This is a genomic window from Bradyrhizobium sp. CCBAU 051011 (assembly GCF_009930815.1).
In the GTDB taxonomy this organism is placed as follows: Bacteria; Pseudomonadota; Alphaproteobacteria; order Rhizobiales; family Xanthobacteraceae; genus Bradyrhizobium.
Genome location: NZ_CP022222.1, coordinates 2514673 through 2528624, shown reverse-complemented (window position 1 = coordinate 2528624; position 13952 = coordinate 2514673). Strand labels below are relative to the sequence as shown.

Annotated in this window: 12 protein-coding genes; 5 read left to right on the top strand and 7 right to left on the bottom strand. The window is 62.6% G+C overall.

Translation table 11 applies throughout. The annotated features are described in order from the left end of the window. The first annotated feature begins 125 nt into the window (after nt 1-125). Nucleotides 126-1847, top strand: coding sequence for a SulP family inorganic anion transporter (locus ACH79_RS11975; protein WP_161851203.1), 1722 nt, complete (start codon nt 126-128; stop codon nt 1845-1847). Nucleotides 1848-1960: 113 nt separating this feature from the next. Here ACH79_RS11975 and ACH79_RS11970 read toward each other — a convergent pair whose 3' ends face one another. From ACH79_RS11970 to ACH79_RS11955, 4 genes are all read right to left on the bottom strand, one after another. Continuing rightward, a complete protein-coding gene (locus ACH79_RS11970) occupies nt 1961-2317 on the bottom strand; it encodes an Mth938-like domain-containing protein (RefSeq protein WP_161851202.1) in 357 nt (118 codons plus the stop codon). A gap of 120 nt (nt 2318-2437) precedes the next feature. Beyond that, on the bottom strand, nt 2438-3625 hold the full coding sequence (locus ACH79_RS11965; RefSeq protein ID WP_161851201.1) for a 6-phosphofructokinase: 1188 nt from the start codon (nt 3623-3625) through the stop codon (nt 2438-2440). Between the two features lie 21 nt (nt 3626-3646). After that, a complete protein-coding gene (locus ACH79_RS11960; protein WP_161851200.1) occupies nt 3647-4792 on the bottom strand; it encodes a fructose-1,6-bisphosphatase in 1146 nt (381 codons plus the stop codon). Nucleotides 4793-5072: 280 nt separating this feature from the next. Then, nucleotides 5073-5561, bottom strand: a complete 489-nt coding sequence (locus tag ACH79_RS11955) for an MmcB family DNA repair protein (RefSeq protein ID WP_161851199.1) — start codon at nt 5559-5561, stop codon at nt 5073-5075. A 156-nt stretch (nt 5562-5717) separates the two neighbouring features. Between ACH79_RS11955 and ACH79_RS11950 the strand changes: the two genes are divergently transcribed. Next, the gene (locus tag ACH79_RS11950) at nt 5718-6839 is read left to right on the top strand and encodes a VWA domain-containing protein (protein ID WP_161851198.1); all 1122 of its coding nucleotides are present in this window, start codon (nt 5718-5720) and stop codon (nt 6837-6839) included. Between the two features lie 136 nt (nt 6840-6975). On the opposite strand, the gene ACH79_RS11945 is transcribed toward ACH79_RS11950, so the two are convergent. Next, a complete protein-coding gene (locus ACH79_RS11945; protein WP_161856325.1) occupies nt 6976-7713 on the bottom strand; it encodes an RMD1 family protein in 738 nt (245 codons plus the stop codon). A 263-nt stretch (nt 7714-7976) separates the two neighbouring features. Here ACH79_RS11945 and ACH79_RS11940 point away from each other — a divergent pair, with 263 nt between their 5' ends. Next, nucleotides 7977-8657 carry an MBL fold metallo-hydrolase gene (locus ACH79_RS11940; RefSeq protein WP_161851197.1) on the top strand — a complete coding sequence of 227 codons (681 nt, stop codon included), beginning with the start codon at nt 7977-7979 and terminating at the stop codon, nt 8655-8657. A gap of 35 nt (nt 8658-8692) precedes the next feature. Here the strand turns inward: ACH79_RS11940 and ACH79_RS11935 are convergent, their stop codons facing one another. Together ACH79_RS11935 and ACH79_RS11930 are read right to left on the bottom strand one after the other, a co-directional pair. Beyond that, the gene (locus ACH79_RS11935) at nt 8693-9904 is read right to left on the bottom strand and encodes a PHB depolymerase family esterase (RefSeq protein WP_161851196.1); all 1212 of its coding nucleotides are present in this window, start codon (nt 9902-9904) and stop codon (nt 8693-8695) included. A gap of 125 nt (nt 9905-10029) precedes the next feature. Next, nucleotides 10030-11436 (bottom strand): MFS transporter, encoded by a 1407-nt coding sequence (locus tag ACH79_RS11930; RefSeq protein WP_161851195.1) that lies wholly within the window; start codon nt 11434-11436, stop codon nt 10030-10032. Nucleotides 11437-11844: 408 nt separating this feature from the next. Between ACH79_RS11930 and ACH79_RS11925 the strand changes: the two genes are divergently transcribed. Together ACH79_RS11925 and ACH79_RS11920 are read left to right on the top strand one after the other, a co-directional pair. Beyond that, entirely contained in the window at nt 11845-12300 is a 456-nt protein-coding gene (locus tag ACH79_RS11925) for an Lrp/AsnC family transcriptional regulator (RefSeq protein ID WP_161851194.1), read from the top strand. A gap of 192 nt (nt 12301-12492) precedes the next feature. Beyond that, nucleotides 12493-13734: an LLM class flavin-dependent oxidoreductase gene (locus ACH79_RS11920; protein ID WP_161851193.1), complete on the top strand. Its 1242-nt coding sequence runs from the start codon at nt 12493-12495 to the stop codon at nt 13732-13734. Nucleotides 13735-13952 lie beyond the last annotated feature (218 nt).

Below are 13952 nucleotides of genomic sequence, written 5' to 3'. Positions count from 1 at the left end.
TGACCCTTAGCGGATCATATTTTTTCGCTTGCCGCGGGGTGCAACAGCCTCGACTGTATTCTGGCTGGGCTAATCGCAGTCGCTACCCAAGCTAGCGAGCCCGGCCGGGTTCGGAGTGACCGGCAATGAAGCATTGGATGCGCTGGTTGCCAGGTCTCGACACCCTCCGTCGATATGAAGCGGCGTGGCTTAGGCACGATGTACTTGCCGGGCTCGTGCTCGCAGCCATGCTGATCCCCGTTGGCATTGCCTATGCGGAGGCCTCGGGCTTGCCCGGCATCTACGGTCTGTACGCAACGATCATACCGCTCCTTGTCTACGCGTTGTTCGGCCCAAGCCGCATCCTCGTCCTGGGACCGGACTCGGCGCTTGCAGCTATCATCCTTGGCGTTGTCGTTCCGTTGTCGGGTGGCGATCCCGTCCGCGCCGTAACCTTGGCCGCCATGATGGCAATCGTTTCCGGGACGATATGCATTCTGGCGGGCGTCGCGCGCCTGGGCTTTGTGACCGAGCTTCTTTCGAAGCCGATACGCTACGGCTACATGAACGGAATTGCGTTGACCGTATTGATCAGCCAACTGCCGAAGCTGTTCGGCTTCTCGATCGAGAGCGACGGACCTTTGCGGAGCTTATGGGCGATCGCCCGCGCCATCCTTGATGGAAAGACCAATTGGGCAGCCGCCGGGATCGGGCTCGGCACGTTGGCGGCTATCCTGCTGCTTCAGGGATACAAGCGACTGCCAGTCATCCTGATTGCAGTCGTCGGGGCAACGGCCGCCGTCGCGGCGCTGGATCTTGCGACGCGTTACGGCGTGACGGTTCTGGGTCCCCTTGCGCCGGGTCTGCCGGGTCTCGCCGTTCCCTGGATCGGCCCCGCCGACGTGATCCCGGTGCTGATCGGCGGTTGCGCGGTCGCCATGGTATCTTTTGCTGACACCAGCGTGCTCTCGCGGGCATATGCCGCACGATTGGGCGATAAGGTCGATCCCAACCAGGAGATGGTGGGACTCGGCGCCGCCAATCTGGCAACCGGACTTTTTCAAGGTTTTCCGATCAGCAGCAGCGGTTCACGTACGCCCGTTGCCGAAGCCGCCGGCGCCCGCACCCAGCTGACCAGTGTCGTTGGGGCGCTCGCCATCGCCTTCCTTCTGCTGGTGGCGCCAAACCTCCTTCAGCACTTGCCCAACGCTGCATTGGCCGCCGTCGTCATCGCCGCTGCGATCGGCCTGATCGAGATCACCGATCTCAAGCGGATCTATCGCATTCAGCGGTGGGAGTTCTGGCTATCGATCGTCTGCCTTGTCGGCGTCGCCGTGCTCGGAGTGATTCCGGGAATAGGTCTGGCAATCGCCATCGCCATTGCCGAGTTCCTGTGGGACGGGTGGCGCCCGCACTCCGCCGTATTGGGCCGCGCCGACGGCGTGAAAGGTTATCACGATATTACGAGATATCCGGATGCACGTCAGATCCCCGGGCTGGTTCTATTCCGGTGGGATGCGCCCCTGTTCTTCGCCAACGCTGAATTTTTCAAGGAGCGCGCGCTGGACGCGGTGGCGAAATCACCTACGCCCGTACGTTGGCTGGTCGTTGCCGCCGAGCCGGTCACCAGCGTGGACGTCACTGCCGGCGATACACTCGCCGAATTGGACGAGGCGTTACACGCACAGAGTATCGAGCTTTGTTTTGCCGAACTCAAGGATCCCGTAAAGGACAAGCTGAAGCAATTCGGACTATTGGCGCAGCTAGGCGAGAATTGCTTTTTCCCGACCATCGGCGCAGCCGTTTCCCACTATTTGGAAGTCCATGATGTAGAGTGGGAAGACTGGGAAGACCAAACCAAACGCTAGGAGTGACATGCCGGGCACGCGCGGATTAGCTTCCGGTCAGCAAGCACGACCACGCGACCAATCGATGTTTACAGCGCTCCCGGGCTTTTGCTCATGCGAGCGGCCGGGCCGATCTAGCAGGTGATGTGGAAGAGGCCGATCTTCTTGGCATGCGATTTGTTGAACGTATGAATCGCCTCAGGCGTCGGCTGCAACAGCACCGTGCAACCCTTTTTCGCAAAATACGTCTCAGCTTCCGGCGATAGGTGCACATTGCCCATCTGGCCCGAGCCAAGGATCAACTGCTCGCATCCGTCCTCGTAGACGAACTTCGCCTCGTCTTTCGAGAGGACATGCGAGGTGCCGTAGTACTTCTTCGACAGCTTCTTCTTCCGCCTTGCCACTTCGCCGGAGAGACGAATGATCACGTCGTGTTCATAGGTCTTTCCATCAATCGTGATGGTGCCGAATGTAGTGCGTTCGATCTCCATAGCCTGACTCCCTCATTCTCGGCACGAGACCCTGATTCCGCGTCGGTAGACCCCATCTGGCCGAGGGCTACTTCCGAGACTCCTCCACAGGAGACGTTCTTGGTTGGTTACCACCTGCACCTATGACGCGCGGTTGAGAAAGATCGGCAGCCCTCGCTTATTGCCGTAGATCGGGCGGTAGCGCTCCGTGTTGTACGTGCTGGCGACGTCCAATTTGCGCGGCCCGAGCTTGGCGTCAGGGATGGGCACGAGGTCGTAGCGCCCCTCCACCAGTGCCGACATGAGGCCGGTCTTGCCTTCCAGGATGGCATCATAGGCCATGTTACCGAAAGTCAGGGCCACGAGCTTGTCTATGAAGTCCGGATTGCCAGATCGCAGGTCGTAGGTGAGGTCAGACGTGATCGTCTCCTCGCCGACGCGCCGCTTGATCTCGTCGGCGAACGATTCCGCCACGCTCGCCTTCTTGCGATGGCCGTAGGCATCGGGCTCGCCGTATTCCTGCACCTCGTAGCCCTGCCACGCGGCGCCCTCGCTGAGCACGACCAGCGCGTAGTTGCTTGGGTTGGCGCGCTTCTCCTCGACGAGCAACTGGATCAGCTTGTCGAGATCGAACTTGTACTCCGGTATGACGCACCGTATCGAGGTGGCGTACGCGGTGTAGAGCGCCGTAAATCCGGCATCGCGGCCAAAGACGCGGAAGATGCCGATGCGCTCGTGCGATCCGACAGTGGTGCGCTGCCGCTGGATGGCGTCGCTGGCGCGGGTGATCGCGGTCGAGAAGCCGATGCAGTACTCGGTGTTGCGGACGTCATTGTCCATGGTCTTCGGAATGGCGATGATCTTGACGCCGAGGTCGTTGAGCTTGGATGCGTAACTGAGCGTGTCGTCGCCGCCGATGGCGATCAGATGTTCGATGCCGAGCCCCGAGAGGTTAGCCAGCACCTGGTCGGTAACGTCCCACGTCCTGGTTGCGATGCCGCCCTTGGTGCCGAGCGAGGCCGGAAAGTCCTGGCCTGCGAGATGATCTGGCAGCTTCTTCATCTTGGACGGATTGGTGCGGCTCGAGTGCAGCACGGTGCCGCCGCTGCGGTCTATGGTGCGCGTGTTGTCACGGTTCAGCGGGATGATGTAGTGGGACCTGGAGGCCGGGTCCTCGAGGTTCACATGCGTAAGGGCCTCCCAGCCACGGCGGAGGCCGACGACCTCGATGTCGTTCTCGCTGCCGCGATAGGTCACGCTCTTGATGACAGCGTTGAGGCCGGGAACGTCGCCGCCGCCCGTGAGAATGCCGATGCGCCTTTTTGCCATACCCACCTCGCAGGCGATCCCTTACTCGGCCGCTTCCGGCTTCGGCTCCTTGCGCACCTCAAAGCGCTTCAGCAGTGAGGACACGGTGTCGCGGAAGCCACCATACTCCAGCTCGGAATAGGGCAGCATCGCGGCGCCAGACCAGCCCTGGCTGCGCATCTCGATGGCCTTGCGCTGGGCGCGCCGGCGGACCTCGTCCCACGCCGGGTTGTCGAAGAAATCGGTATAGGACTCCGCGAATCGGCCTTCCTTGTCGATCGAGAAGCCCGCGCAGGAAACGATCGGCAGGCAGTACATGCCCGTCACCGGTGTGTTGAGCGGCACAGGCATGAGTGGCATCACGTGCGAGCCGCGCGCATCGCCGCCCACGAAGTGCGCCTTCGCGAACGGCGAGACGACTTCTTCGGGCGCCGGGAAAATCCCCTGGTTCCTGACGATCGCGACCGGATCGTCCTTGCCGGTGTACTTGCCTGCGATCGCGTGAAGACGCTGCGCCGAAACGGCGACGGCGACCTCGCCATGGGTCCGGGAAACGATGCGATCAATGCCAAAGCGCTCGTTGTCGCGGAGCAGTGCGGCAATCTGGTAGCCATCCGCGGGCGCGTCGAGTTCGATCACGCTGTCGCCGGCCGTGTTGTCCATGTCTATGACATGGAAACGGAACCCCTTGATCATCGGCGGCAGCATCAGCCCGGCGCAATACATGGGATCGGCAAAGGCGAGATAGAGCGGCAGGTTGTAGGCGCCGGGGCCGCATTTGTCGGCGGCGAACACCATGAAGGACTCCGCAGGTCTCGTGCCCGAGAGGCTGTGGTCGAAGCTGAGCTCGGCGACGCCCGGGCCGGCGCCGCGGACATTTCCGGACGGTGCGTCGACGAGAAGATCCTGGCCGGCGCCATAAAGCCCGGAGGTTTTCGCGACCGAGGTGGCCGCGAGGAACGCCTTCCAGGCAAGTTGATGCACCTCGGAGCTCCCTTCGCCCCGCGTGTGCGTCATGATGATCGCAATGTCGTCGCCGGTGTGGCAGACGAAAGCGTCGATCAGCAAGCCATCGCAGATCGCCTTCGCGACCTCGCCCTCGACAGCCGCCATCATGCGTGTAGACGGTTTGGTATGGCCGCCGACGGAGCCTATGTCAGCCTTGATGACCGAAAGGGTGAGCCTCATGAGCGTTTCCTCCGACCAGCGCAGCGCAGCGCCTCGGCGTCTGCGCTTGCTGCGCCGGGGCGACGGCGCTGCTCATTCGCGAAAAAGAACGTCGGAGGTTTCGTTAGGTTCCACAAATGCTCTTCTTGAAAAGCCAGGGCTGATGCGGCAGCCGGGATCATCGATCACCGTAAGAATCATGCCAGAGGCGATAGGATAACCAGTTCATGCGCCCATTGGCTGAATCCAGCAGACACGCTCTCGGATTGCGGATTTTGCGCCGGCGAGGCCGCTTCGCAGTCTAAAACTCGCTATGCCCCTGCGGATCGACCAGGCGGTTGATGCGTTGGGCTGCCGCCATTGCAAACCGCACCGTCATCGATTTGCGCGTGGCCGCCGGCAGACGGTGCTCCGGCGCTTCACAATGCAGATGGGCGCCATAGGCATCGGCGATGATCAGGCCGGTGCCTTCCGGAAAAATCTCGCAAGGCAGGTCCTGCGTGAAGGCGAAGAACAGCCGGTCGCAATGCATCCGGTAGTCCTGCCATTTCTGGTCGGCGCGCAGATCTTCCACCGACGACTTGATCTCGACGATCCAGATTTCGCCGCGCTCGTTCAGTGCCACCAGATCGGCGCGCCGGCCCGACGGCAGCGGCAGTTCGCTGATGCAGGAAAATCCCAGCGATCGTAACAGCCGCGCGGTGCCGCGCGCGATCGCGAGCGCCGTCTCCGACTGGCGGCGATCCGGCGCGGGCACGAGGCTGATGTGGCGGGCGGGTGATGATTCCATGGCGCTCGAACCATAACCGATTTCGGACCGTCCAACAGTCGGACCAGCGCACCATCAGCCGCAATTTCGACCCCGGCCGCCTTGTTTTCGGCCACAGCCCACCGCGAAGGCGGTGGAACCTGGGTTCCGAGGGGACGAAACATCTGGAGGAGATCCATGAAGTCACGCATCACCCTTCGCTCGCTCGCATTCGCTATCGCCACCCTCCCTCTCTCTGCCGGCCTGTCGCAGGCCATCGCCAAACCCGCCGTCGAAGTCGCTTTCGTGCTGGATACCACCGGCTCGATGGGCGGCCTGATCGAAGGCGCCAAGCGCAAGATCTGGTCGATTGCCACAGCCATCGTCGATTCCAATCCCGACGCCGACATCCGCATGGGCCTCGTCGCCTATCGCGACATCGGCGACGACTACGTCACCAAAAAGATCGACCTCACCACCGACATCCAGGATCTCTACGCCCACCTGCTCGAATTGAAGGCGCGCGGCGGCGGCGACTGGCCGGAGAGCGTCAACGAGGCGCTGGACGTTGCCGTCAACAAGCTGCAGTGGACCAGCGGCGGCGATGTCAGGCGAATCGTGTTCCTGGTGGGCGATGCGCCGCCGCACATGGATTATGCGCAGGACACCAAATATCCGGTGACGCTGTCGGTGGCGAAGCAGAGGGACATCATCGTCAACGCGGTGCTGGCCGGCAACGCCCAGGACACCGCACGGATCTGGCGCGACATCGCCCAGAACGGCAACGGCCGCTTCATTCCGATCCCGCAGGACGGCGGCGAAGTGGTGCTGATCGAAACGCCGTTCGACGAGGAGATCATCATCCTGCAGCGCGAGATCAACGGCACCGTGATCCCCTACGGGCCGAAACACCTGCAAAAACGTACCGAGGGCAAGACCAAGCAATTGTCCGAGGTCGCCGCCGCCGCGCCGGCGCAGGCCTCGGAGATGGCAAGCTATCTCAACAAGCGCTCCAAGGTGACGTCGGAAGCCGTCACCGGCGACGGCGATCTCGTCGCCGACGTCACGGCCGGCCGCAGCAGGCTTTCGGCCATCAAGGAGGAAGACCTGCCCGACAATCTGCGCGCGCTGAAGCCCGAGCAGCGCGTAGACGAGGTCAACAAGCAGATGACCCAGCGCAAGGCGCTCAACGAAAAGCTTTCTGCACTGGTGGCGAAGCGTGACAAATACGTCGCCGACCAACGCGCCAAGGCAGCGCCGAAAACATCTTCGTTCGACCGCGTCGTCGAGGATACGCTGAAGGCGCAGATCAAGCGGTAGTATGACCTACCCGTCATTCCGGGGCTCGCGAAAGCGAGAACCCGGAATCTCGAGATTCCCCGGGGCGCAATTGCGCCCCTGAGGTCTGGTCCTTACGGACCATCCCGGAATGACCCATCTGCAATAACGGCCCCGCTCAGGTGTGCCGCCCCATGGCGAGTTGATAGATAGTCACCAGAACCTCGAACAGGATCAGGAGCACGATAATCACTTCGAGCCGCAGCGAGCGCCGCGTGTCGATGATATCGGTCAACACCTGGGCGCTCTCGGCGATCACGGCGAGCTTGCCGTTCAGCGATTCAGCGCGCTCCTTGAGTTCGTACTCGTCCTCCAGCCGGGCATACAGGCGCTCGAGATGCGGCTTGTCCCAGAGCACGTCGGGTTTCTCTTCCACTTCGACCGGCCCAGATACCCGATGCCGCACCAGAAGCGCGTTGCCGATATTTTGCAGGATCGAGCGACGGCTGCCGCGCATGCGCCCGCTCCGCGCCAGTTCCCGCGCGAACGGTTCGGTCGTATCAAAGACGCTGGCAACCTCGCGTTCGTGCCGCGCCAGAACGACGCTCTTCGCCAGCGCCTCGCCGATCAGGATCAAGCGGTCGGGCGAAAGGCTCTGCAGGCAGATCGGGCCGCCGGGCGGGATCTGATCTTCCTTTTCCGGAGCCAGCTCGATGATGGCGATTTCCTCGTCGCGTCGCGCGAGCTTGCCCGTCATCCGATGTTCCAGGCCGCGCAGGAACTCCTCCTCTTCCAGCGCATTCAGCCCGATCAGGACCACCACGCCATAGCGGAACAGAATCGCGACACCATTCGCATTGACGCGAAACGCAAGCGGTATCGTGGCGAGGACGTCGCCGCGCTCGAGCCCCGACATATTCAGGCGCTCGCTGACGAAGAAGGCCCGGGCAGTAATACGGGGCCCGGCCAGCGGCGACGCAGAAGCTTGGCTGGTGGAAGTCTCGACTGTCGAAACCACGATGACCCCCGGAATTGGCCGGCGGCGGCGCTATCCGGCAGCGCACGCCAAACTGTCAAACCACATGCAACCCTATCACGGAGCCGTGTGCATCACACGCCGGTAACACGATGATTACAAAGCCGTGTTGACCACCCTCCCGGGATGAATATGGTGCCCCCATGGACAACAAAACCGATACCCAGGCCGAAAACCAGGCCAAGGCCGGCGCGATGATCGTGCCGGTGACGCTGTTCGAGCAGAACTGCACCATCATCTGGCACGAGCCCTCTAAGAAGGCCGTAGTGATCGATCCCGGCGGGGATGTTCCCAGAATACTGGAAGCGATCAAGCAGACCGGCGTCACGGTCGAGAAGATCTGGCTGACGCACGGCCATATCGACCATGTCGGCGGCGCCGCCGAATTGCGCGACGCGCTGCAGGTGAAGATCGAGGGCCCGCATATCGCCGATAAATTCCTGCTCGACAACGTCGTCTCGAGCGGCGAGCGCTTCGGCATGACCGGGGTGCGCAATTTCGGGCCCGACCGCTGGCTCGACGAAGGCGATCAGGTCTCGATCGGCGACCTCACCTTCGACATCCTGCACTGCCCCGGCCACTCACCGGGCAGCGTGGTGTTCTTCAACAAGGAATTGCGCTTCGCCCATGTCGGCGACGTCTTGTTCAACGGCTCGGTCGGACGCACCGACCTGCCCGGCGGCAGCCACGCCACGCTGATCAATTCGATCAAGGAAAAGTTGCTGCCGCTCGGCGACGACGTCGGCTTCATCTGCGGCCATGGCGCCGGATCCAGCCTCGGCCAGGAGCGGCTGACCAATCCGTTCCTCACCGGCGAGATGTGAGCTGAAAATATCCGCCTGACGGCCGTGATGCCGTGCTACTTCATCAATCCCGCGGCCGTCAGCGCGCGGGTGATGACGCCGCTGACATCGATGCCGCGTCGCTTCGGCTCGCGCGGTGCCGGCTTGGGCTGGCGAACCGGCTTGTGAGACCTCGACCAGAGCCTGGCGGCAAGATCGGACGACTGCAGGGATTCCGTGGCAGCCGATGCAACGACCTTCGGCGCCTGCGCCGGCTTGGCTGCTTCGCTGGCCGGGCTGACGCGTTCGGTCAGGCCAAAAAAATTGGCGATGTGATAGGACGAGGAAATCCCTGCCTCGATCAGGAACGCGCCCTCCGCGCCGTAACGCTCGTCACTGCCGGATAGCCCCAGCGGCGTGCCGTGGGCCATGTCGGTGATGGTGTAGGATTCGACGACGGTCTCGCCGTCGGCATTCCACCAGACTTCGCGCGGATGACCGTCGACATCGCCGATCGACATCGGCGCCGTCGGCAGACCGTGGACGTCGAGCCACTGCTTGATGATCTCGTTGGCGTTGCCCGGGTTCACCGTGCGGTCCGCGCTGCCGTGCCACACCGACACTTTCGGCCACGGCCCCTTGTGCTTGGAGGCCTTGCGCACGAGATCGCCAAGCTTGCCCGAGGGGCGTGAAGTCGATTGCATCATACCGCCGAGCGCTTCCCGGACATTGCTGGCGATGCCGAACGGCAGGCCCGCGATGATGGCCCCACCCGCGAACACTTCCGGATAGGTCGCCAGCATCACCGACGTCATCGCGCCGCCGGCGGAAAGCCCGGTCACATAGATGCGGCGCGAATCGAGTTTGTGATCGGCGACCATGCGCGCGACCATCTGCCGGATCGACGCAGCCTCGCCGCGGCCGCGCGCGATGTCGCCCGGGTTGAACCAGTTGAAGCAGGTGTTGGCGTTGTTGGCCGCCTGCTGCTCGGGCATCAACAACGCAAAGCCGTAGCGTTTGGCGAGCGTCGACCAGCCGGCGCCGAAATCGTAACCGGTCGCGGTCTGGCCGCAGCCGTGCAGCACGACGACAAGGGCGCGCGCGGGCAACAATTGCTCCGGCACATACGCGAACATCTTGAGCGCACCGGGATTGGTGCCGAATCCTGAGATTTCGACCAGCGGACTTTCAGCTCCGGGCGATGCGCTTCGGCCATAGATTCCCAAGCCATTGAACCCGTTCAGCTTCGGGAAATGGCGCAAGAATTCGACGTTCTTGGCGAGAGACAACGACAGCTCCTGGGGCGATTGTTCTTAACTACTCTTCAAAGAACAGATAGTTGCTGCACCGCAAAATAAAAAGGCCGTGCACTGTCATTCCCCACAATCAAATTTTGGCAGGTGACGTTAATGTGTCATCCTGTGATCCGACGCATCCATGTCAGGAATGCGGCGCAGGCGAGGATCGACGCGACAAACAGCGCGACAGAAGCGAGCAATGCCAGCCGCGCCGAGTGCGCTGATTCGATCGCGAAGAATACCGCGCCGATCGCCGCCACGCCGGCGGCGTTAGCGATTTGCGCCGTCGTGCCGTACATGCCCGAGCCCGCACCGGCGCTGGCCGGTCTAACGCTCGACAGCACCGCGCCTGAAAGCGGCGCCATGACAAGCCCCTGACCGTAACCGAAGACCGTCAGCACCAGCGCCAGCACGATGACGGACGGCGCCTCGATCCATTCGACCGTAGCGACCAGAGTCACCAGGCCGGCAATCTGCACCGCGCACCCTTCGATCAATACCAGCGTGCCGCGATGTTTGGTGCGCATTCCACCATGCCGTGCGGCGACCACGAAGGTCAGCGCCAGCGGCAGGAAGACCAGCCCCGCCTGCAGCGGCGGAATATGCAGCCCCTTCTGCATGTAGATCGTCATGACCAGGTAGAACGAGAGGTTGGCGAAGAAGAAAAAGAACACTGCGGCCAGCCCGCGCATGAACGTGGCATCCGACAGCAGCGCAAGATCAATCAGCGGCATACCGCCGCGGCGGGCGACCGCGCGCTCCAGCCGCAGGAAACCTGCGATGATGACAAGACCCGCCGCCATCACCAGCCAGACCCATGGCGACCACTGCATGTCATGGCCTGATAGCAGCGGACCGATCAGGCATAGCAGCCCAAGAAACAGCACGATGGCGCCTGAAATGTCCAGCCGCGTGCCGGCCCGGCGCTGAAACGTCGGCATGATCCTGAAGGCGGCGGCAATGATGACGGCGCCGAAGGGCACGTTGACGAAAAACACCGCGCGCCAGCCGACGCCAGCGAGATCGAGCGTCACCAGGAGGCCGCCGAGCAGAAAACCGGCCGCGCCGGCCAGCCCAAGCACGATGCCGTAAATGCCGAAGGCGCGGGCACGTGAAGCATCCGCAAACAGCAAGTGAATGGTGGCGAGCACCTGCGGCACCATCAATGCCGCGGTCGCGCCCTGTGCCAGCCGCGCCACGATCAATTCAGGCCCGGATTGCGCCAGCCCGCACCACAGCGAGGTGACGGTGAAGCCCGCCACGCCCGCGATGAACACATTGCGCGTGCCGTAGATGTCGCCGAGCCGCCCGCCGGTAATGACCAGCGTCGCATAGGCGATCAGATAGATCGCGATGACCGCCTCGATCTGCGCCGCGCTCGCGTGCAGCTCCGCTGCAATGGTCGGGATCGCGACGTTAACGATGAAGGCATCGACCCCGAACATGAATTGCGCCGCAACCACGGTCGCGAGCACCAACCAGCGGCGCGAAGTATCGACGGGAGTTGAGACGATCTGATGCATGAGAACGGCCTCGTCCGGGAAACTGTGCGGCGGATGATCTCAGCCTGCGGTCATGTCCGCGATTACCCCCGAGGTAAGCGATCACCCGTGCCCTGAACGCAGCTCCCGCGGCCTGCGACCAGGCAGCATCGGCGTTGCGAAGGATGCTTCATGTCTGCCGTTTCGAAATTGTGCCCGCCGCCCTCGCTGCAATGCTGGCGATCCTTCGGTGGTGAGGCGACCGCACCGGGGTTGCCCTCTAAGTGTATATTTTCGGAATTTTCAGGTTTTTCCGTTTTTGTTGGTGGTTCTACCGATACATTCCGGACTTCATTCGAGAAGAGGGCCGGAAAAGTCACTGAAAGCCTTTGCAGGCGCTCGGCGGCCGGTCTAATTCCGTAAGACTTCCGAAATTCCTGGCGAGGGCTGATGGCGAAACTAGACGACACCGACCGGCAACTGCTGATGCTGCTGCAGGATGACGACCGTCAGGCGTTGGCTGTTCTCAGCGAGAAGATCGGCGTCGCGGTTTCCACCATCAACGACCGCATCAAGCGGCTGGTTCGAACCGGCATGATTTCCGGTTTTCACGCCCGGATCGCACCGGAGGCGATCGGACTCGATCTGCTCGCCTTCATCATGGTGAGCTGGAGCAATCCGAAGGTCGAAGCGGTTTTCCTGGAACGGGTGAAGGCCTCGCCCGACGTGCTGGAGTGCCATCACATCACCGGCGCCTGGAATTATCTCATGAAGGTGCGCGTCAGCACCACGCGCGATCTCGAACGGTTTCTCACTGAAACCATCAAGGCCGTGGATGGCGTGGAGCGAACAGAGACACTGATCACGCTGTCGACGGCGAAGGAGACATGGAGCGTCCGCGTTTAGCGCGTGACTCGCACTGCGCCTGTTTGATTGAGCCTCAGGAACGGGAATTCCGGGCGACGGCATGTCGGCCGGGCCGCGCGACAACCATGCACTGGCCGCGGGCTTGCAGCATTGCCTTGCCCCTGCCCACCACGTAGGTTTGCTGCCGAGCCAATCCAAAGAACAATAATTTAATTTCGGAGAGCAAACCCCATGGCACGTCTGAAATTCGGAGCCTTTCTCGCCCCGCATCATCCGATCGGCGAGAATCCGCTGCTCCAGTTCCGCCGCGACCTCGATTTCGTCGAGCAGATCGACACGCTTGGTTACGACGAGTTCTGGTGCGGCGAGCACCATTCCTCGGGCTGGGAAATGATCGCTTCGTCGGAAATGTTTTTGGCGGCGGCCGGCGAGCGCACCAAGCGCATCAAGCTCGGCACCGGCGTGGTCTCCCTGCCCTATCATCACCCCTACAATGTCGCACAGCGCATGGTGCAGCTCGACTGGATGACCGGCGGCCGTGCCATTTTCGGCTCGGGGCCCGGCGCGCTCGCCTCCGACGCGCACACGCTCGGCATCGATCCAATGACGCAGCGTGACCGCCAGGACGAAGCGATCGCGGTCATCCGTCGCCTGTTCAAGGGCGAGCGCGTCACCGCCAAGAGCGACTGGTTCACCATGCAGGACGCCGCGCTGCAATTGCTGCCGCTGCAGGAAGATATGCCGTTCGTGGTGGCGTCGCAGATCTCGCCCTCGGGCATGACGCTGGCCGGCAAATACGGCATCGGCATCATCTCGCTCGGCTCGATGTCCACGCAGGGCCTGATGGCGCTGCCGACGCAATGGGGCTTTGCCGAGGATGCCGCCAGGAAGGCCGGCACCACGGTGAGCCGTTCCGACTGGCGCGTGCTCTTGAGCTGGCACATCGCCGAGACACGCGAGCAGGCACAGCGCGAGGCCGGCGCCGGTCTGATGCGCTGGCACAATGAATATAATGTCCGCACGCTGCAGCGGCCGGGGCTGGAGCCGTTCACCTCGCCCGAGGATGCGATCGAGAAGACGGCCGGCGGCGAAAATGCCGCCTCCACCATCGGCACGCCGGACGACCTGGTCAAAACCATCAAGAACCTGATGCACGTCTCGGGCGGCGTCGGCGCCATCATCGGCTTCGTGCATGACTGGGCCAATCCGGAAAATACCCGGCGAAGCTGGGACATGGTTGCCCGCTACGTGATCCCGGAGATCAACGGCTACGTCGCCAAGCTGCGCGAGTCGCAGAAATTCCTGATCGAGAACCGCGCGGTGTTCGAGCGCGCAGGTCAGGCCGTGATGGCCAAGATCATGGAGAACGAAAAGGCGGCTGCGGCGCTTGCCCATACCGGCCCGGGACGGGTTGCGATTCCGACCATCAACGCGCCGGATTTGCAGAAGGAAGCGGCGAAGCGCAAGGCGTGATGTTTCTCGTTAGGGTCGGCGAGACTTATCCCTGTCATTGCGAGCCAACGGGTCGCGCGAACGCGCGCCCGATGACAGGCTCCGCGAAGCAATCCATTCCTCAACTCGGGGATAGATGGATTGCTTCGTCGCTTCAGCGCAAAATTGCTTTGCAATTTTGTCGCGAGCTCCTCGCAATGACGGGGTTGCCAGCTCTGCCCTATTGCGGCACCGGAAGC